The sequence below is a fragment of the Georgenia satyanarayanai genome (assembly GCF_900116375.1).
Lineage (GTDB): Bacteria > Actinomycetota > Actinomycetes > Actinomycetales > Actinomycetaceae > Oceanitalea > Oceanitalea nanhaiensis.
Window position 1 is genome coordinate 1 of record NZ_UETB01000015.1, and the last position, 16,816, is coordinate 16,816.

The 16,816-nt window shown below is 70.1% G+C and carries 20 protein-coding genes and 1 pseudogene; 4 read left to right on the plus strand and 17 right to left on the minus strand.

Annotated elements, in window-relative coordinates; translation table 11 throughout:
- Together DSZ44_RS15055 and fdxA are read left to right on the plus strand one after the other, a co-directional pair.
- Positions 1–170: pseudogene (locus DSZ44_RS15055) on the plus strand (IS256 family transposase); the annotation flags it as partial.
- 239 nt (positions 171–409) lie between these two features.
- The gene (gene fdxA / locus DSZ44_RS15060) at positions 410–760 is read left to right on the plus strand and encodes a ferredoxin (protein WP_110853456.1); all 351 of its coding nucleotides are present in this window, start codon (positions 410–412) and stop codon (positions 758–760) included.
- A 37-nt stretch (positions 761–797) separates the two neighbouring features.
- Here the strand turns inward: fdxA and DSZ44_RS15065 are convergent, their stop codons facing one another.
- The 11 genes from DSZ44_RS15065 to DSZ44_RS15105 all read right to left on the minus strand — a co-directional run bounded on the left by DSZ44_RS15065 (position 798) and on the right by DSZ44_RS15105 (position 10,487).
- Positions 798–1,502, minus strand: coding sequence for a helix-turn-helix transcriptional regulator (locus DSZ44_RS15065; RefSeq protein WP_110853457.1), 705 nt, complete (start codon positions 1,500–1,502; stop codon positions 798–800).
- A 4-nt stretch (positions 1,503–1,506) separates the two neighbouring features.
- The gene (locus DSZ44_RS15070; protein ID WP_110853458.1) at positions 1,507–1,950 is read right to left on the minus strand and encodes a hypothetical protein; all 444 of its coding nucleotides are present in this window, start codon (positions 1,948–1,950) and stop codon (positions 1,507–1,509) included.
- A gap of 907 nt (positions 1,951–2,857) precedes the next feature.
- Positions 2,858–3,760, minus strand: a complete 903-nt coding sequence (locus DSZ44_RS15075) for a YVTN family beta-propeller repeat protein (RefSeq protein ID WP_258369575.1) — start codon at positions 3,758–3,760, stop codon at positions 2,858–2,860.
- 644 nt (positions 3,761–4,404) lie between these two features.
- The gene (locus DSZ44_RS15080; RefSeq protein ID WP_309146722.1) at positions 4,405–5,829 is read right to left on the minus strand and encodes a multicopper oxidase family protein; all 1,425 of its coding nucleotides are present in this window, start codon (positions 5,827–5,829) and stop codon (positions 4,405–4,407) included.
- A gap of 60 nt (positions 5,830–5,889) precedes the next feature.
- Entirely contained in the window at positions 5,890–6,147 is a 258-nt protein-coding gene (locus DSZ44_RS15085) for an SHOCT domain-containing protein (RefSeq protein ID WP_110853461.1), read from the minus strand.
- Positions 6,148–6,225: 78 nt separating this feature from the next.
- Entirely contained in the window at positions 6,226–6,402 is a 177-nt protein-coding gene (locus tag DSZ44_RS18415; RefSeq protein WP_181424671.1) for a hypothetical protein, read from the minus strand.
- Between the two features lie 132 nt (positions 6,403–6,534).
- Positions 6,535–7,164, minus strand: coding sequence for a DUF305 domain-containing protein (locus DSZ44_RS15090; RefSeq protein WP_258369576.1), 630 nt, complete (start codon positions 7,162–7,164; stop codon positions 6,535–6,537).
- Between the two features lie 228 nt (positions 7,165–7,392).
- Positions 7,393–7,677, minus strand: a complete 285-nt coding sequence (locus DSZ44_RS15095) for a metal-sensitive transcriptional regulator (protein ID WP_110853536.1) — start codon at positions 7,675–7,677, stop codon at positions 7,393–7,395.
- 97 nt (positions 7,678–7,774) lie between these two features.
- Positions 7,775–10,081 (minus strand): heavy metal translocating P-type ATPase, encoded by a 2,307-nt coding sequence (locus DSZ44_RS15100; RefSeq protein WP_110853462.1) that lies wholly within the window; start codon positions 10,079–10,081, stop codon positions 7,775–7,777.
- Between the two features lie 32 nt (positions 10,082–10,113).
- Positions 10,114–10,248, minus strand: coding sequence for a hypothetical protein (locus DSZ44_RS18885; protein ID WP_258369577.1), 135 nt, complete (start codon positions 10,246–10,248; stop codon positions 10,114–10,116).
- Positions 10,249–10,262: 14 nt separating this feature from the next.
- Positions 10,263–10,487, minus strand: a complete 225-nt coding sequence (locus DSZ44_RS15105; RefSeq protein WP_110853463.1) for a heavy-metal-associated domain-containing protein — start codon at positions 10,485–10,487, stop codon at positions 10,263–10,265.
- Between the two features lie 317 nt (positions 10,488–10,804).
- Here DSZ44_RS15105 and DSZ44_RS15110 point away from each other — a divergent pair, with 317 nt between their 5' ends.
- Positions 10,805–11,410, plus strand: coding sequence for a TlpA family protein disulfide reductase (locus DSZ44_RS15110; protein WP_258369578.1), 606 nt, complete (start codon positions 10,805–10,807; stop codon positions 11,408–11,410).
- Positions 11,411–11,413: 3 nt separating this feature from the next.
- Positions 11,414–12,202, plus strand: coding sequence for a cytochrome c biogenesis CcdA family protein (locus DSZ44_RS15115; RefSeq protein ID WP_110853465.1), 789 nt, complete (start codon positions 11,414–11,416; stop codon positions 12,200–12,202).
- Between the two features lie 267 nt (positions 12,203–12,469).
- On the opposite strand, the gene DSZ44_RS15120 is transcribed toward DSZ44_RS15115, so the two are convergent.
- The 6 genes from DSZ44_RS15120 to DSZ44_RS15140 form a co-directional block, all read right to left on the minus strand.
- Entirely contained in the window at positions 12,470–13,093 is a 624-nt protein-coding gene (locus tag DSZ44_RS15120; RefSeq protein WP_258369579.1) for a thioredoxin-like domain-containing protein, read from the minus strand.
- Complete coding sequence (locus tag DSZ44_RS15125) at positions 13,086–14,255, minus strand: hypothetical protein (RefSeq protein WP_146237578.1); 1,170 nt, start codon at positions 14,253–14,255, stop codon at positions 13,086–13,088. The genes DSZ44_RS15120 and DSZ44_RS15125 overlap by 8 nt, the downstream gene beginning before the upstream one ends.
- Positions 14,256–14,269: 14 nt before the next feature.
- Positions 14,270–14,425 (minus strand): hypothetical protein, encoded by a 156-nt coding sequence (locus DSZ44_RS18420; RefSeq protein WP_181424673.1) that lies wholly within the window; start codon positions 14,423–14,425, stop codon positions 14,270–14,272.
- Complete coding sequence (locus DSZ44_RS15130) at positions 14,425–15,144, minus strand: class E sortase (protein WP_110853468.1); 720 nt, start codon at positions 15,142–15,144, stop codon at positions 14,425–14,427. Before DSZ44_RS15130 ends, DSZ44_RS18420 begins: the two co-directional genes overlap by 1 nt.
- Before the next feature lie 122 nt (positions 15,145–15,266).
- Positions 15,267–15,593, minus strand: coding sequence for a hypothetical protein (locus DSZ44_RS15135; protein ID WP_258369581.1), 327 nt, complete (start codon positions 15,591–15,593; stop codon positions 15,267–15,269).
- Positions 15,594–16,115: 522 nt separating this feature from the next.
- Positions 16,116–16,814, minus strand: a complete 699-nt coding sequence (locus DSZ44_RS15140) for a C40 family peptidase (RefSeq protein ID WP_110853469.1) — start codon at positions 16,812–16,814, stop codon at positions 16,116–16,118.
- Positions 16,815–16,816 lie beyond the last annotated feature (2 nt).

Consider the following 16,816-nt stretch of genomic DNA (forward strand, 5'->3'; position numbering starts at 1 on the left):
GCGATGCCATCGTCCGGCTCGTCGGCGCGGTCCTGGCCGAGCAGACCGACGAATGGGCCGAAGGCCGCCGCTACCTCGGACTGGAGGTCCTGGCACGCTGCCGCATGAACATCGTGCCCACCACCGACCCCGAGATCGGAGCCGAACACCTACCCGCCCTCACCGCCTGAACTATCAAGAAGGAGAACCGAGCGCTACACCACTACCCGGGACTTGACCAACAGCTCCGGATCCTCATGCAGGCAAAGCTGCCTGGTGACGCCAGTCCATGACCACTTCCTCCCGGCACCTTCCGGCCGCGCGCCGGATCAGGGTTGTCACCATCGGCAGGGCCTGATTTCTCCAAGTCCGACTAGTATCTACTTGGAGGGGCGTGAAGTCCGCCTCCCCGGGCCGACAAGGAGGATCCATGACCTACGTCATCGCAGCCCCGTGTATCGACGTGCTGGACCGGGCCTGCGTCGAGGAATGTCCGGTGGACTGCATCTACGAGGGCGAACGGTCCTTGTACATCCAGCCCGACGAGTGCGTGGACTGCGGCGCCTGTGAACCGGTCTGCCCGGTGGAGGCGATCTACTACGAAGACGACCTGCCCGGGGAGTTCGAACCGTTCCTGGCCGACAACGCCCGCTTCTTCGACCAGGCCTTACGCCAAAGCGAGCCGATCGGCTCCCCGGAAGGGGCCGCGAAGCTGGGCGCAGTCGGCGCGGACACCGAACTGGTTGCCTCCTACGCCCCTGAGGCAGTGCCTGCGCCGTGACCACGGCGTCTGCGGACCACGGATCATCGAGGCCGGTTCACACCGTCGTGGACGTTGCACCACCAGCGGTCAAGTGGGCCTCACAGCCAGCTGTGTTGGCGAAAGGGATGAGCCGTTCCACGGTGACCGGCACGTCCAGCCGGTCCAGGGTTCCGCGCATCAAGCCCAGATGCACCGAGCAGACGACGTCTTGATGGGCCTGAGCGACCTCCAGGAACGGACAGTGGCGCTGCAGAATGATGGGGTGCCCATCGTCATCGTCGACGCAGACCTCGGGGGCGAAACCGAGCTCGTCCAAGGTGGCGGTCAGTTCGGCGATCGCAGCAGCACCGTTCGCCGCTTCAGATGTCCCTGTGCGCGACAAGCCCCAGGACCGCCCGGCCTCCACTGCCACCACGGCTGGATCCTGGTTCGTTCGGGTGACGAGCTGGGCCAGCACCTCAGCGAGCTGGCCGAAGTTCCGACGCCCCTGCTCGGCGTCGGGCACCGGGTTGGCCACGTAGGCAAGCGGCGGGCGCCCGGGTTCGCCGCTGCGCCGCACGTGCCGGGAGACCAGCCCATCGCTCTCGAGTCGTTCCAGGTGGAAACGCACGGTGTTGGGATGCAGACCGGTGCGCTCGGCGACCTGCTGCACATGGCACCCCGCCGGTGAGCTGCGGAGCACCCCAAGGACACGCAGGCGCGAGGCAGTACGCGCGCGCTCCGCGCTGATGCTCGCCAGACTCTGCCTCACCCCAGCCATGATCTCACCGCCGGTCAGGCACCGATCTCAGTTCTCCCTTGGCGGCAAGCTCCTCGACGAGCAGGCCGAGCCCGCTGCCGAGCATGAAGACGTCCCGGGCGATGCCCATCCCGGCCGGCGCCGGGCGAATCCCGTCATCCCGGGTCATCCCAGGCGTCTTGAGATACACCCGCATCAACGCTGCCGAGAACCCGCTCAGCACGGCCGCAGCCGCCCAGGTCGGAACGACTGGGGCCAGCAGAGCTGTGCCCAGCGCGATCTCAAAGGCAGACAGCGCCTTGCCGAAGCGCACCGGGTCCACCTTCTTCAGGAACGGGAAGGCGTTGGCGGCCTGGTCCCGCAGCCCCGCGGCGCCCTCGGCATCCAAGGAGCGCTTGGTCACCCCGGTGTTCAAGATGAAGGCCCCGCAGGCCAGGCGCGGCGGGACATGGTGAAGCTTGACTGCCATGACGATCCTCTCGGGTCCGGAAGACTCCCCATTCGCCGCCGGGCATGTGCATCTCCCCGCCAGCGGCAAGCGGATCCTCTTGAGCGAAATTACACGATTCATACACGGATAAATCCGTAACGGTGACAAGAGCGACTCACGGTCACGGATGAGCGGGCAGATCCCTGAGCAGCGACCAGGACGGGCGACCGCGGGCGTGCCGGGCGGCTCGAGCGTCTACGGTGCCTCGGCGGGCACCGGAAGCCAAGGTCTGGCCACCGTCGCCGCTGCGGTAGACCCGACCTGCGAACGCGGCGAGGAGAAGTCTGTCGTCGAGGTCGGGGTGAACGCCTCGGGGATGCCGTTCTCCGGCCCCGCTGGCACCCATGCCCCCTCCCGCAGCCGCCACAGCCCTCCTGGCCGGGTCCACCCCGGCCAGCGTCGTGCCACCCCCAGCGGCACCGGCCGGCACATGATCGACGAAGGGCAGTGGGAGGGGTGGCTGGTTGTCGACCGCCTCGAAGGTCGCATCAGCGTCTCGGTTGACCATCAAGAGCCGTCCTCGGTAGTAGCGAGCAGCGTGGCCCGGGGCCGGATCGGCGGCAACGTCCCAGGCGTCGATGCTGGCGCCCTGCTCCCACGTCAGCCCACCGCAGGTCAACAGCCTGCCGCGGACCGCCTTGGGCAGAACCCCCTGCGTCCGGGCCCTTCGCCCGTCAGAACGGACCGACGGCCGCGCCGTCGACCCCACCGTAGACGCCACGCCGAGAAGGGCGCGGGACGACGAATGGTCGACCACCCCGGAGACAGTGCGTGCCGGCTTGCGACGTTGGTCAGCATCCGCCTACCGGGACACCTGGACGGGTTCCGGTAGACGGACGGGTACGCCCGACCACGATGAAGGGCGGAGGGCCGGTGCTCCACCCGGTCAGTGACCCTCGTGGCCGCCCTCAGCCTCGGTGGCGTAGTCAGGAACTGTGACCTCGGAGCTGGCAGGTGCGGATGTGGGCGGCTGCGAGCTATAGCTGATGCCGTTGGGCTTGTCGCCGACGGGCACGGTCGCCACCGTCTCGTTGGTGGTCAGGTCCACCACGGAGACGGTGCCGTCGTACATGTTGGTGACCCAGGCTCGCTGGTCACTCGGCTCGATGACGACGCCGTGAGGTCCGGCGCCGGTGGGGATGGTGGCTTCAACGGTCATGGACTCGGGGTCGATGACGGAGAGGGTGTCGCCCGGGGCATCCTCGGTGCCCTGGTCGGCGGAGAGCAGGCGGGTTCCATCTGCCGTGAGGTACAGCTGGACCGGCGGCGCGGAGACCGGCACCGATCCGATGACCTCCTGCTCGGCCAGGTCGACCTTGGCCACGGTGCTGGAGCCGGCGAGGCTGACATAGGCGTAACGCCCGTCGACGGCGACCTGCACCGGGGACTCCCCGACCGGGATGGTCGCGGTGACCTCGTTCGTCGCCGTGTCGAGGACGTCAATGGTCCCGGCGCTGGTGTTGGCGATGACGAGCGCGGCGCCGTCCGGGGTTGGCCGCAGCCCGTGCGGGCCGGCGCTGAGGTCGACGGTGGCGACGGGCTCGAGCGGGTCGGCGTCGAAGACGCTGAGCGTGTCCTCCCCGGCGTTGGTGACGTACACCCGCTGGCCGTCCGGGCTGAGCACGACGTGCGCGGGGCTGGGTCCGGTGGGTGCGGTTCCGGCCAGCTCGTAGGTCGCCGTGTCCAGTGCCACCAGCGCGTTGGCGTCGCCACTGACCGCCCAGACGCTGGTCCCGTCCGGACCGACCTGGAGGTTGTGCGGGCTCTCGACCCCCGAGATGGTGCTCACCACCTCCCCGGTGGCCGCATCAATGGCGGTCAGGGAGTCACCGTCCTCGTTGGCGACCCACACGGTACCGGTGACCGCACCCGTCCCCTCTTTCTGTGTCGCCTCCTCGGTTTCCGCCGGATCCTGCGGCGACGGTGCGGTGGTGGAAGGCTCAGAGGTTTCTGAGCCAGGGGTGCTCTGCCCGCAGGCAGCCAGCGTCAGTGCGGCCGTCACGGCGAGCACGGTCAGGGGCAGAGCACGGTGGTGGACACGTGAACGATTGAGCACGTTATTTCTCCTGGACTTGGCAGTGGAAAAGGCCAAGGACCACTCTGGAGGTCCGGTGTGGACGCCGGATAGCCGTTCGACGAAGGTTCGACCAAGGTCGGACGCGAACTGGCAAGCGCACTGTTCGGGATGCCCATCGGTGCTGACGCACCTGTGGTGGACGCAGTGCACGCGGATGTCGCTTGACCAGCGGTCAGCACCAGCATCGGTGACTGTCGATGAGGTCGAGCTTGCGGCAGCTGTGCCCTCGTCGATGCCGTCCGCTCCCCGGCATTCAGGGCTGTGTGCTCCTCAATCGTTCACTCGCCCGCATGCCCCGTCCCGTCCTCCCGAGGAATGGCGGATATCCCGCGATGCGATGATGGCCGCCGGGCGGGTCAGCGGGTGTCGATGACCGCCATCATCCCGGCGTCTTCGTGGTCGAGGATGTGGCAGTGGTAGACGCTGCGGCCCGGGTGGTGGGTGAAGTCCACCAGCGTCCGGACCCGGCCGTTGGCGGGAACGTTGATGACGTCGCGCCAGACCGGCTCTGACACCGGCTCGCCGTTGTCCTCGACGAGTTGCATGGGCCAGACGTGCAGGTGGAAGGGATGGTCCATCGGCGTGGGGTTGGTGATGGTCCACTCCTCCACTGACCCGGCGGCGACCTGCTGGTCGACCCGGTCGGCGTCGAAGGCGCGGCCGTCGAAGCCCAGGTCCACCATGGACCCCCTCCGGCCACGACCCATCATCCTCCCGCCCATGGTGATGGTGAAGGCGATCTCCCGCCGATCACTGAGCGGGCGGTCGCGCAGGTCCGGGTCTGCAGGTCGTTCGGGCACCGGTCCCGGGGCGGCGGCCTGATCCCCGGAGACGACCATGGTGGCCAGGGTGGTAGGCCCGGACAGGTCCCCGCCGCCCATCATCATGCCCATCCCGCCGCGGTCATACCCCAGTGAACGCAGCTCGCTGGTGCCCGAGCGGGTGGTCACCAGCAGGTCCGCGCGGTTGCCCGGCGCCAGCAGCACCTGCTCGACCTCCCGGGCGACGGGTTCGTGGCCGCCGTCGATGCCCAGCAACGCAAGCCTCTGCCCGGGCAGGGCCAGGCGCAGGTAGCGGGACGTGCACGCGTTGACCACTCGCCAGCGTTCCCGTTCTCCCGGACGGGCGGTGAGCTCTGGCCGGACCTGACCGTTGACCAGGACAAGGTCCCCTTCCCGGCCCATCATCACCTTCGGTGCCGATACCGGCGCGATCGCACCGTCGCGATCCAGCGTGATGTCCGAGACGATCAGGACCCGCTCCCGGCTGACCGGCACCTCATCGCCCTCCACGATCAGGGCGCCGTACAGGCCGCCGAAGACCTGGTCGGCCACCGTGCCGTGGCGGTGGGGGTGGTACCAGAACACCCCGGTCGGGTGGTCCTCGGGCAGGTCGAAGCGGTACTCGAAGGTCTGCCCCGGGTCGACGTTGATGAAGGGGTTGTCCCCGTTGTCCCGCGGGGAGACCAAGAGGCCGTGGGTGTGCAGGTTGGTCGGCATATCGAGCTCGTTGCGCAGTAGCACCTCGATGCGGTCCCCGGGACGCGCCCGCCAGGTCTGCCCCGGGACGGTGCCGTTGTAGGTCAGCACCCGGGCAGGACGCCCGGCAATGGTCGTCTCCCGTGGGGCAGCGACAAGCTCCACTCGCAGGAGCCCGCCCTGGCTGCGCATCACCGCAGGCTCGGTCAACGCCACTGATCCGTCTGCCGGTGGGCGCAACGTGGCCGGCCGGTCGGGCCAGGGAAAGCCAGTGCGGGACAGGCCCACCCCGCCGACGACCACACCCAGCGCCCCCAGCGCCCCGAGCCGGAGTGCCTCGCGGCGGGTGATCGGCTCCACCGCTCAGCCCTCTGGACCCTCAAGGCGCCGGCGCCGCTCGTCGTACTCCGTGGCGTCGATCTCTCCCCGGGCGTACCGCTCATCGAGAACGTCCAGCGCGCGGCTGCGCCCCCCAGGCCGCGAGGAGCGCTGCCCACCGCGGTCACCCCCGAACAGGAGCCGGATCAGCACCACCACCAGCACGACGACACCGACCACGAGCAGGAGTAAGAAAAACCAGCCCCAGCCCATTGCCCACGAACCCATGTCGTGCCATCCCATGCCATCTCCTCGGAGTCGGTTCCTGGCGCCGGAGGTTGTGCCTAGCCGGGCTTACACTTCCGGCCCTTCTACGCGTCCTCAGAGCGTCTCCAACAATTGCTCCGTCTCGCTGATCTCGGCCTGCTGGTCATCGATGACCTTCTGCGCCAGCTCCAGCGCCTCGGGGTTCTCCCCGCCATGGCCCACCGGCGGCTGCCGGTTCGCGGTGGCGGTGTCATCGACCGGTGGCGCTGCCCGGGACCGTGCACCCGGCAAGGAGCCCGCCCAGCGTCACCGCCGACAAGACTCGTGGGCCCAGGCGTGCGCGCACAGAGGCGTGGTCCTTTCGAGAGGCGACATGGGCCGGCGGGCGAGCCGGGGGGTGGCTCGCCCACCGGCGGATCCATGTCACAGGCCCTGGAGGAGCTCCTCCATCTCGGTGATCTCGGCCTGCTGGTCATCGATGATCTTCTGGGCCAGCTCCAGCGCCTGCGGGTTCTCCCCGCCGTCGAGCTCCTCCTGGGCCATGTCCACCGCGCCGCGGTGGTGGGCGATCATCAGCTCCAGGAACCGCTGGTCGAACTCGGCGCCGGACAGGGACTCCAGGTCGGCCATGGCCTCCTCCTGGCTCATGCCCTCCATGTCCATGTCACCGTGGTCCATGCCCTCCATGCCACCCATCGGGGAGGTCTCCTCCCCCCAGGCCTCGAGCCAGGAGGTCATCTTCTCGATCTCCGGGCCCTGAGCGGCGGAGATCCGCTCCGCGAGGGAGCGCACCTCCTCGCTGTCCGCCTTCTCCACGGCCAGGTCGGCCATCTCGATGGCGCCCTCGTGGTGGACGATCATCATCTGGGCGAACATCGTGTCCGCGTCGTTGTGCACGTCCTCCGCCTCCGTCGCGCTGCCGGTCGTCTCCTCCGCGGCGGTGCCCGCAGCCGGCTCCTCCGGTGTGGTCTCCCCGCCGTCACCGCACGCGGCAAGGGCAAGAGTCAGCGCGATCCCGCCGGCAACGGCCGCGAGTCGGGTCCTGAGTGTCACGGAAGATCTCCATCTGCTGAGTCGGTCGACCGGGAAGCACAGGGCCCAGGTCGGTGTGGCAGTCCCACGATTGTGGGGGCTACGCGAGGCTAACCACGCGCACCCGGCCGGGACCAAGCGCTGGGAGCACCGCACAGTGAATCTTCATCGAGTCTTCACCACGCCCCGAGACGGACCGGTCGGCAGCCACCAGCACGCCCGCGGGGGCACCGGTGCGGCCCGGTACGGTCAGCTACGCACCAGCCGGGCGATGGCGTCGGAGGCCTCCTTCAGCTTCGTCGCCTCCTCCTCCCCGCCCACCCGGGCGGCCTCCACCAGGCAGTGGGCCATGTGCTCATCGAGCAGCCCGAGCGCGAAGGACTGCAACGCCCGGGAGGCGGCCGAGACCTGGGTGAGGATGTCGATGCAGTACTTGTCCTCCTCCACCATCTTGGCGATCCCCCGCACCTGCCCCTCGATGCGGCGCAACCGCACCAGGTGGTCATCCTTCTGCGAGGTGTACCCGTTCACCATCTCCGCCACCACTTCTCAACCTCGGAATGTCCCAACACCCACATCATACCCCGTAGGGGTATGGGCGGGTGGGTGGTGCCAGCGACACGGAAGGGCTCTAGGCCGTGGCAGTGACCGGCTCACCCGCCGCAGCCTGCACGCCGCGGCTCGCGGGGGTGGCCGGGTCGATGGACACGGCCTTGAAGCCGCGCAGCCGCAGGCTGTTGGTCACCACGAACACCGAGGAGAACGCCATCGCGGCCCCGGCGATGAGGGGGTTGAGCAGGGCGGCGACCGCCAGCGGGATCGCGGCGACGTTGTAGGCGAAGGCCCAGAACAGGTTGCCCTTGATGGTCGACAGGGTGCGCCGCGACAGGCGCACCGCGTCCACCGCGGCGCGCAGGTCACCCCGCACCAGGGTCAGGTCCGAGGCCTCGATGGCCACGTCGGTGCCCGTCCCCATGGCGATGCCCAGGTCGGACTGGGCCAGGGCCGCGGCGTCGTTGACGCCGTCCCCGACCATGGCCACCACCCGCCCGGACTCCTGCAGCTCCCGCACGACGCGGACCTTGTCCTCGGGCATGACCTCGGCGATCACCTCCTCGATCCCCACCTCGGCGGCGATCTGGCGGGCCGCGCGGGTGTTGTCCCCGGTGAGCAGGATCGGGCGCAGGCCCAGCCCCTTGAGCTCGGCCACGGCCTGGGCGGAGGTGGGCTTGACGGTGTCGGCCACGATGAGGATCCCCGCGATGCGCCCGTCCCAGCCCACGGCCACCGCGGTGCGCCCGGCGCCCTCCGCCTCCTCCAGGGCGGCGGCGAGCTCAGCGGGTAGCGGCTGGGCCGACTGCTCGGTCAGCCACCGCACCCGACCGGCGATGACGGCATGTCCCTCCACGGTCCCGGACACCCCCAGGCCTTGGGTGTTGGCGAAGGACTCCACGGCCGGCAGGTCACCGAGCCGCTCGCGCGCCCCGGTGGCGATGGCCGCGGCGATCGGGTGCTCCGAGGCGTCCTCCAGCGCGCCGGCCAGCCGCAGCACCGTGTCCGGGTCGCCGCCGGCGGCGGGGACGACGTCCACCAGGCGCATCTGTCCGGTGGTGACGGTGCCGGTCTTGTCCAGCACGATGGTGTCCACCCGGCGGGTGGACTCCAGGATTTCCGGGCCCTTGATGAGGATGCCGAGCTGGGCGCCGCGGCCGGTGCCGACCATCAGGCCCATCGGGGTGGCCAGCCCCAGTGCGCACGGGCAGGCGATGATGAGCACGGCCACCGCGGCGGTGAACGCCAGCTCCGCGCCCGCCCCGTAGCCCAGCCAGAAGCCGAGCGTCGCCACCGCCAGGGTGATGACAACCGGGACGAAGACCGCGGAGATGCGGTCGGCCAGCCGCTGGACGGGGGCCTTGCCGGTCTGGGCCTCCTCCACCAGGCGGGCCATCTGCGCCAGCTGGGTGTCGGCGCCCACCCGGGTGGCGCGCACCCGCAGCCGGCCTCCGGCGTTGACGGTCGCCCCCACCACCCCGTCTCCCGGTCCGACCTCGACCGGGACCGGTTCGCCGGTGAGCATGGACGCATCGACCGCGGAGGCGCCCTCGACGACGACACCGTCGGTGGCGATCTTCTCCCCCGGCCGCACGATGAACTCATCGCCTACCGCCAGCTGGTCCACCGCCACCCGCACCTCACGGCCGTCGCGGACCACGGCCACGTCCTTGGCGCCCATCTCCAGCAGGGCGCGCAGCGCGGCCCCGGACTGGCGCTTGGCGCGGGCCTCGAAGTAGCGGCCCAGCAAGATCGCCGTCGTCACGGCCGCGGCGACCTCGAGGTAGATCTCATTCGCGCCGCCACCCCGTTCGGGGATGAGGTGGAAGTCCATGCGCATGTCCGGGTGCCCCGCCCCGCCGAGGAACAGGGCGTACAGGGACCAGCCGAAGGCCGCCAGGACACCGACGCTGACCAGCGTGTCCATTGTCGCGGCGGCGTGCTTGGCGTTGACCCACGCCGCCCGGTGGAAGGGCCAGGCCCCCCACACCACGACCGGGGCAGCCAGGGTCAGGGAGAGCCACTGCCAGTTGTCGAGCTGCAGCGGCCGGAACATGAAGGCCAGCACCGGCAGCGTCAGGACCGCGCAGATGATCACCCGCCGCCGCAGCTCGGCCACCGCGTCGGGCTCGGCATCCTGGACACCGTCCTCGGCCGCGGCCGCCCCGGGCTGCTGACGCAGCCGCGCGGTGTACCCGGTCGCCTCGACGGTGGCCACCGCCTCCTCCAGGGTGGAGCCCGCCGGCAGGAGGACCTTGGCCCGCTCGGTCGCGAAGTTCACGCTCGCCTCGACCCCAGGCATCCGGTTGAGCTTCTTCTCCACCCGGGCCGCGCACGAGGAGCACGTCATCCCGCCGATCTCCAGCTCGATGACCTGCTGACTCATCGACTCATCTCCATCCCCTTGGGCCGCCGACCTCAGTGGCCGGCGGCCTCCTCCAGCTCCACCACACCCGGGCCCGCGGCCCGGTCGGGCTCATCCCCTCCGAGCACCGACCCCAGCCCGTAGCCCGCGCCCAGCGCCAGCGCCAGGACCAGGGCGAAGGCGGTCAACCGTGCACTGCTCCTCACGCAGGCGTCCCGGTGAGCTCATAGCCGGCCTCGTCCACGGCCGCCCGGACCTCATCCACCGGCACGTCACCCGCGCTGGTGACCGTGACCCTGGACTCCCCACCGGCGACCAGGTCAACCTCGACGTCCTGGACGCCGGTGATCTTGCCGACCTCCTCGGCCACGGAGCTGACGCAGTGGCCGCAGGTCATGCCGGTAACGGTGAAGGTGTTGGTAGCCACGAGGGCCTCCCCTTTGATCGATGGTGCGTGCCAAACCGGCACCACCCCTTTATACCCCCCAGGGGTAGCATCGACAACTTGCCGGGTTATGGTGCTGACAGAGCATGGAACGCCACGCGACGCGCGGATTCCTGCGGTTCGGCGGGTCGCCCGCACCCGTCGGCGGCCGCGGACGGTGACAGTGAAGATTCGGTTAAGAACCACCCCGCCCCTCCCGGGGATGGGGAACTTCCGGCCAGGGCGGCGACGATGGTCGCCGGACCAGTGCAGCGATGAGCGAGCCCCCCGGCGGGCTCCGGTTGGAGAAGGTGACAAGCGTGAGACCCCCCAGGCGTCGGGCACCCCTCAGGCGGATGCTCACGGCGGCGGCCCTGGCCACCGCCCTGGCCCTGAGCGGCTGTGCCGCCACCACCCAGGCCGACGCGGGACAAGACTCCGGGGCCGGCTACGTCGCCGGGGACGGGTCCCTGGCGACCTGGGAGCCGCAGCAGCGCGACGGCGCCATCGACCTCGTCGGCCAGACCTACGACGGCGAGCAGGTCGACCTGGGCCAGTGGCGCGGGGAGGTGGTGGTGGTCAACTTCTGGTACGCCGCCTGCCCACCCTGCCGCGCCGAAGCCGGGGACCTGCGGGCCATCCACCAGGACTACACCCCCCGCGGGGTGCAGCTGCTCGGCGTCAACCCCCGCGACGACGCCGCCACCGCCCAGGCCTTCGAGCGCACCTTCGAGGTCCCCTACCCCTCCATCCACGACCAAGGAGCCGTCGCCGTCGCCGCCTTCCAAGGACTCGTGCCACTCCAAGCCATGCCCACCACCGTGGTCCTGGACCGCCAGGGCCGGGTCGCCGCCCGCATCATGGGCCAGATCGACCCCACCACGCTGCGCGGCCTCATCGACGACACCCTCGCCGAGACGGCCTGAGCGATGTGGGACCAGCTCGGCTCCTTCTTCGCCAGCACCGTGCTCACCGGCCCCATGCTCGCCGCGCTCCCCGTGGCCGCGGTCGCCGGATTCATCTCCTTCGCCTCCCCGTGCGTGCTGCCCCTGCTGCCCGGGTACGTCGGCTACCTCTCCGGCATGGCCGGGGTCACCACCCCCGGCAGCCGCCTGGCCGGCGGGCAGCAGACCAAGGTCCGTGACCGGCGGCTCCTGGCCGGGGTGCTGCTCTTCGTCGCCGGCTTCACCGCCGTGTTCGTCCTGCTCGGCGTCATCTTCGCCTGGCTCGGGATCCTGCTCGCCCCCTGGCTCGACCTCACCACCCGCATCCTCGGCGGCCTCGTCGTGCTCATGGGCCTGGCCTTCATGGGCTACGTCCCACTCATGCAACGCGACCGGCGCCTGCACCTGACCCCCCGCCAGGGCCTGTGGGGCGCGCCGCTCCTCGGGGTCGTCTTCGGACTGGGCTGGGCCCCCTGCATGGGCCCCACCCTGGCCGCGGTCCTCAGCCTCGCCTTCAGCGAGGCCGACCCCGCCCGCGGCGCGATCCTCGTGCTTGCCTACAGCCTCGGGCTGGGCATCCCCTTCATCGCCGGGGCGATGCTGCTGTCCCGCTCAACCCGGGCCCTGGGCTTCCTGCGCCGCCACCGCCGCGCCTTCCAACGCCTCGGCGGTGGGCTGCTCGTCCTGCTCGGACTGGCGATGGTCACCGGGCTGTGGACCTGGATCTCGGGCTACCTGCAGGGCCTCGTCGCCAACTTCCAGACCCTCGTCTGACCCCCCCCGGGCGAGCATCGGTAGAGCGATCCCGACACAGGCATCAGCCACCAGGACCGGGTTCGCGAACGTCAGGTCCGTCACCAGCCCGCCGCGGCGGCCAGCACGAGCGTCGACCAACGGCAGGGCGGGAGCTGGCCGGCCACCATCCCAACGGGCGATCACCCGGGGACACGACCGTGCCTGCCACCCTCCCCCCCCACCCGCTGCAACCTCACGTCAGAGCTCTATCCCATGCCGACGTGGGGCAGCCGCTCCCCGCCACGCTCAGGTGACGGGTGTCCCGATGCCACCGAAGCATGGTGCACCGGGCTCTGGCGTCTGGGGTCCCTGAAGGTACTCGCTCATGAACGCCTCCACCCGGGGATCGGCGACGTCGCTCACGGCGAGCTGTACACCCCAGGCGCTCAACAGCACTGGGGACTCGAGGCCCTCGTGAGGGCTGAGCAGGGCGTAGTCCTCTTCCCGGACCATGTCCGTGAGGGCAGCGACCTGCTCGCCCGCGAGGTCCGGGGAGTAGGTGATCCATACCGCGCCGTGCTCGAGGGAATGCACCGCGTTCTCGTTCCTCACGGGTTGGTCGTACACGCCGCAGTTCTGCAAGACACCGTCATGGTCGCCACCCGCCGGTGGTGACATCGCGTACTCCACCGCGCCAGTCACGTGACCGGCGGAAAGGTCCTCGAACTCCTCCACGCCCTGAATCGGAGCCTCCGCCGGCCGCCCCGCCTCCCTCAGCAGCGGAATCGCTACTGCGGCGACGAGCCCCAGAGAGATCGCCGCGGTCACGCCGCCGATGAGGTACTTCCGCCGCCGGTCCTTGCGCTTCTGCTCTGCGCGCATCGCAGCGACCCGGGCCGCTCGTTCCCGCGCCCGCTCCTTGTTACTCACGTCCGTGTCCCCTCTCCGGGGTGCTGATGGAAAGCCCGTGCCGCCAGTCTGACGACCGGGACGTCTGGATCTCTGAGTCCCCGCTCGAGCGCAGACCTGAGAGCGTCCGCGAGGTGTCCTCGCGACTGCCCAGTACGAGGAGGGCAAGCAGGACGCCGTAAACCGGGAGGTGGCCGAGAAGCTCGGTCGCCCCGAACAGTGCCAGGGTCGCCGTGAACGGGATGGCGGCCACGACGGCGACGACCTGCGGCAAGGCAGCCGAGATGACGAGGAGCCCGAACAGCAGCTCCACCGTTCCGGCGATCAATGCGAACAGGTCCGGGCTCACACCGAACGGACCGAGGAGGTTGAGGACCGGCACCTGGTCAAGCATCGTTCTCGCCATCTCCGGGTTGGCGAGCTTCTCCACGACTGCCAGGGAGATCAGCGTCGTTCCAGCGCCGAGCTTGAGTGCCCGGGTCGCTCGGCGCAGCGCGGCAGCGTCCATGTCCCGCCGACCGCCATCCCTCAGACGCGGCGGAAGGATGAACAGGAACACCGCGATGCCGACCAAGACGGCCAGCGTTGCCAGGACCTCCGGGCCGTGGAGCACGGCCACAAGTGGCCCGACCAGCACGATCGCGGCGGCCGCCGGGCGGACGAGCACGCCGGCCACGAGGAGGACACCCACGACGGCCTGCGGCACGAGCAGGAGAGTCCCCCCGACGTCATCCGGCACGTGAATGCCGGGGTCGAGGATCGCGCGGTCGAAGGCAAGCACGAGGAGGCTCACGCCCAGGTGCGCGGCCAACAGACGCGGCACCCACGGGACCAGCCCTGAAAGGTGGCGCGTCGGCGTGAGAGCGCGCAGCTCGGGCACCGGCAACCGGGCGGCAAGCACGCGCCAGCCGACCGCCACGAGCACGGCGACCGTCACGCCGACCAGGACTCCCGGTCGCAACAGCGCGGAGAGGTCGACCGGATATGCGTCCGGGTCGCTCACGAACCACTCCTGGTGGGCGGCCGCGGTGCTTGGCAGTCCAACGATCACAGCCGTGGCGGCGAGCACCGGAGCACCACGGGGGACAAGGCGGGATGGGGTCACATCGCTCCTGGGAGAGTGGTCGGCGAGCACGACTATAAGGACCGCGACGTGGTCCGCTGTCGACGCGTCCTGCGGCACGGGCACCGGTGTGGTCACCCGACCGTGTTGGTGAAGAGCCCGATGTCGCCCGCGATGGAGGGGAAGACCCAGGTGAAGAGCGCCGCCACGGCAACCACGGCGAGAAGCACCGCCTCGATCGCCTTGAGCCAGCGCGGCCCGGGCAGCGTCCTCCAGATCGCGGGGTACATCAGGGTTCCTCCATGAGCTGTGCAGGTGCCCCGCCCGCGCGGGGGTACCACTCGGTGAGCTCTCCGTGGGTGATCCAGCGCTGCGCGGCGGAGTAGAGCGGGTGGCACGTCGTCAACGTGATGAGACGTCTGGTCGGTTCCACCCCGGGCTGCCCTGGCACCGGGGCGACGACATCGACACGGTCCGGGGTCACGATGTAGTCCTCGGTGACGCGGTAGACGAACCAACCCTCTGCGGTCTCCACGACGATGGGGTCCCCGGGTCGAAGCTCCTCGACGTGGCGGTAGGCAGCGCCGAAGCTCTGCCGGTGTGCAGCGGTGGCAAAGTTGCCGACCCCGCCAGGCATCGCGGTCTCCGGGTAGTGACCGATGTTGCCCTCGTTCAAGACGGTGGCCACCTCGACCCCTTCGGCGAGGGGAACCGCGTAGTCCTCCCCCCACCTCGGCACGTAGACGATGCCGAAGACGTCCGTCGCACCGGGAGGCGTCACGGCCGGCGGAGGCTGATCGCTCGGCGCCGGGTTCTCCGGGGCAACGGAAAGGTCGGGTTGTGTCTCACGCCCCGTCGCGCCGCCGATACTGGCCCGAAACTGCTCGACCGTCGCCTCCTGCTGCCGCCCGGCGACGACATCTGTCCACCACAGCTGCCACACGACGAACAGGGCGACTAGGACACCAAGCGTCAGCATCACCTCTCCGGCGACACCGACGGCGCGCATGCCGATGGACGGCCTCCGCCCCGAGCCGGACCCGGTCGGCCCCGAGGCAGCGGGGCCAACTGGTGCGCCGACGTCGGACAGCTCACGAGCCGAAGCGACCTCAGGCTCCGGGCGGCCCGTCCTCACGGCTCGTGGTGAACATCGTGGTCAACGGAGTCGGTGACTTCAGGCGCCGCCGGCTCGAACGACGCACTGATCTGCGGGCCGATGACGAACGAGGACAGTGCGAACATGCCCCCGAACAGCGCCAACGCGATCACAGGCGCCCACCAGCTGGCGAAGCGACCCTTGAGCTTGACGAGCATCGGCACCGACGCGACCAGCCCAAGAAGCCCGAAAAGAGCCGTACCGCCCGCACCAGCCACCAGGGCGGTGCCCACAAGAGGACCCGCGTGGTGCAGGAGGTGGGGTGCCAGCCCCACCACGCCACCGACCGTCCCGGTGATCACCGTCCATACCGTCCTGCGGGGCTTCCCACGTGCCACGTCAAGCTGAGGCGCCGACACCGGGTCGACCGCTGCCGAGTGTGCGACTGCCGTCATGACCACAACGTCCTCCACCTGGTAGAGGATTTCGGCGAAGGAACGATTAACGATTCATGTAGCGCGCCACCAGGCACCGACGTTGCCGATGGTAGGGAAGAGACCTCGACCGCTTCGTCGGGGGCGGGAAGGAGCAACCGCGACGAAGTCAGGGGCGGATAGGTGCTACCGGACGGGCCGTGCCTGGTGAGCGAGACGGGACGGTGCGCGCAAGGGACCGGTGTCGTAAAGCCTCGTGATCGCCGACCTGCTCAAACCCGGTGGATCTGGGCAGGAGCCGGGTGCGACACCGCGCCGAGAGCCGTCAGCCAGACGACGCCTTCGGGGCGGGGAACTGTCGGCACGGTGAATGTGTCGGGCCCGCTACGGAGAAACGAGTGGTGGTCCGCAGCCAGTGCCGGCTGCGGACCACCACTCGTGACGCGGTGCTCAGCCCACCCGGATGAACGTCGGGTTGGCCTTGTAGATGTCACGCACCGACAGCGGGTTACCCGGGCTGAAGGCCGCGATGTACTGCCCATCACCCACGTAGATCCCCACGTGCCCGGGCCACCACACCAGGTCACCCGGCTGGGCCTGGGACGCCGAGACCTGCGTGCCCGCGTTGCGCTGCGCCGCCGAGGACCGCGGGATGGAGATGCCCGCCTGGGCGTAGACGTACTGGGTGAAGCCCGAGCAGTCGAAGCCCGCCGGGGTCGACCCGCCCCACACGTAGGGGGTGCCGATGTACCGGTAGGCGATGTCCAGCACCGCGTTGCCCGACGTGTTGGCCGGCGGGGCCTCACTGCGGGGCGCCGAGCGTGACGCCGAGGTGGTCTCCCGCTCGATGCCGGTCGCCGTCGAGGTGGCCGTCGTCGCCGCCGACACGGCGGCCTGCCCCTGGGGGATGGTCAGTACCTCACCGACAATGATGAGGGCCTGCGCGTTCAGCCCGTTGGCCGCGATGATCGCCGAGATCGTGCTGTCGTAGCGCTGCGCCAGCTTCCCCACGGTGTCCCCCGACACGACGGTGTGGGTGACCTCGCCGACCGCGGGGCTGCTCGCCTGCGTGGTCGCCGCCGCCTGCGTGTCGACCACCGGGGGGTCGGGGTGGACCGGCTCCATCGCCGAGGCGGTGGTCGTGGCCATGG

Excerpts from the sequence above, each read along its gene's own strand:
- fdxA (WP_110853456.1), top strand. The coding sequence starts at position 410 with ATGACCTACGTCATCGCAGCCCCGTGTATCGACGTGCTGGACCGGGCC.
- DSZ44_RS15065 (WP_110853457.1), bottom strand. The coding sequence starts at position 1,502 with ATGGCTGGGGTGAGGCAGAGTCTGGCGAGCATCAGCGCGGAGCGCGCG.
- DSZ44_RS15070 (WP_110853458.1), bottom strand. The coding sequence starts at position 1,950 with ATGGCAGTCAAGCTTCACCATGTCCCGCCGCGCCTGGCCTGCGGGGCC.
- DSZ44_RS15085 (WP_110853461.1), bottom strand. The coding sequence starts at position 6,147 with ATGGGATGGCACGACATGGGTTCGTGGGCAATGGGCTGGGGCTGGTTT.
- DSZ44_RS15095 (WP_110853536.1), bottom strand. The coding sequence starts at position 7,677 with ATGGTGAACGGGTACACCTCGCAGAAGGATGACCACCTGGTGCGGTTG.
- DSZ44_RS15100 (WP_110853462.1), bottom strand. The coding sequence starts at position 10,081 with ATGAGTCAGCAGGTCATCGAGCTGGAGATCGGCGGGATGACGTGCTCC.
- DSZ44_RS15115 (WP_110853465.1), top strand. The coding sequence starts at position 11,414 with ATGTGGGACCAGCTCGGCTCCTTCTTCGCCAGCACCGTGCTCACCGGC.
- DSZ44_RS18420 (WP_181424673.1), bottom strand. The coding sequence starts at position 14,425 with ATGTACCCCGCGATCTGGAGGACGCTGCCCGGGCCGCGCTGGCTCAAG.
- DSZ44_RS15130 (WP_110853468.1), bottom strand. The coding sequence starts at position 15,144 with ATGCGCGCCGTCGGTGTCGCCGGAGAGGTGATGCTGACGCTTGGTGTC.
- DSZ44_RS15140 (WP_110853469.1), bottom strand. The coding sequence starts at position 16,814 with ATGGCCACGACCACCGCCTCGGCGATGGAGCCGGTCCACCCCGACCCC.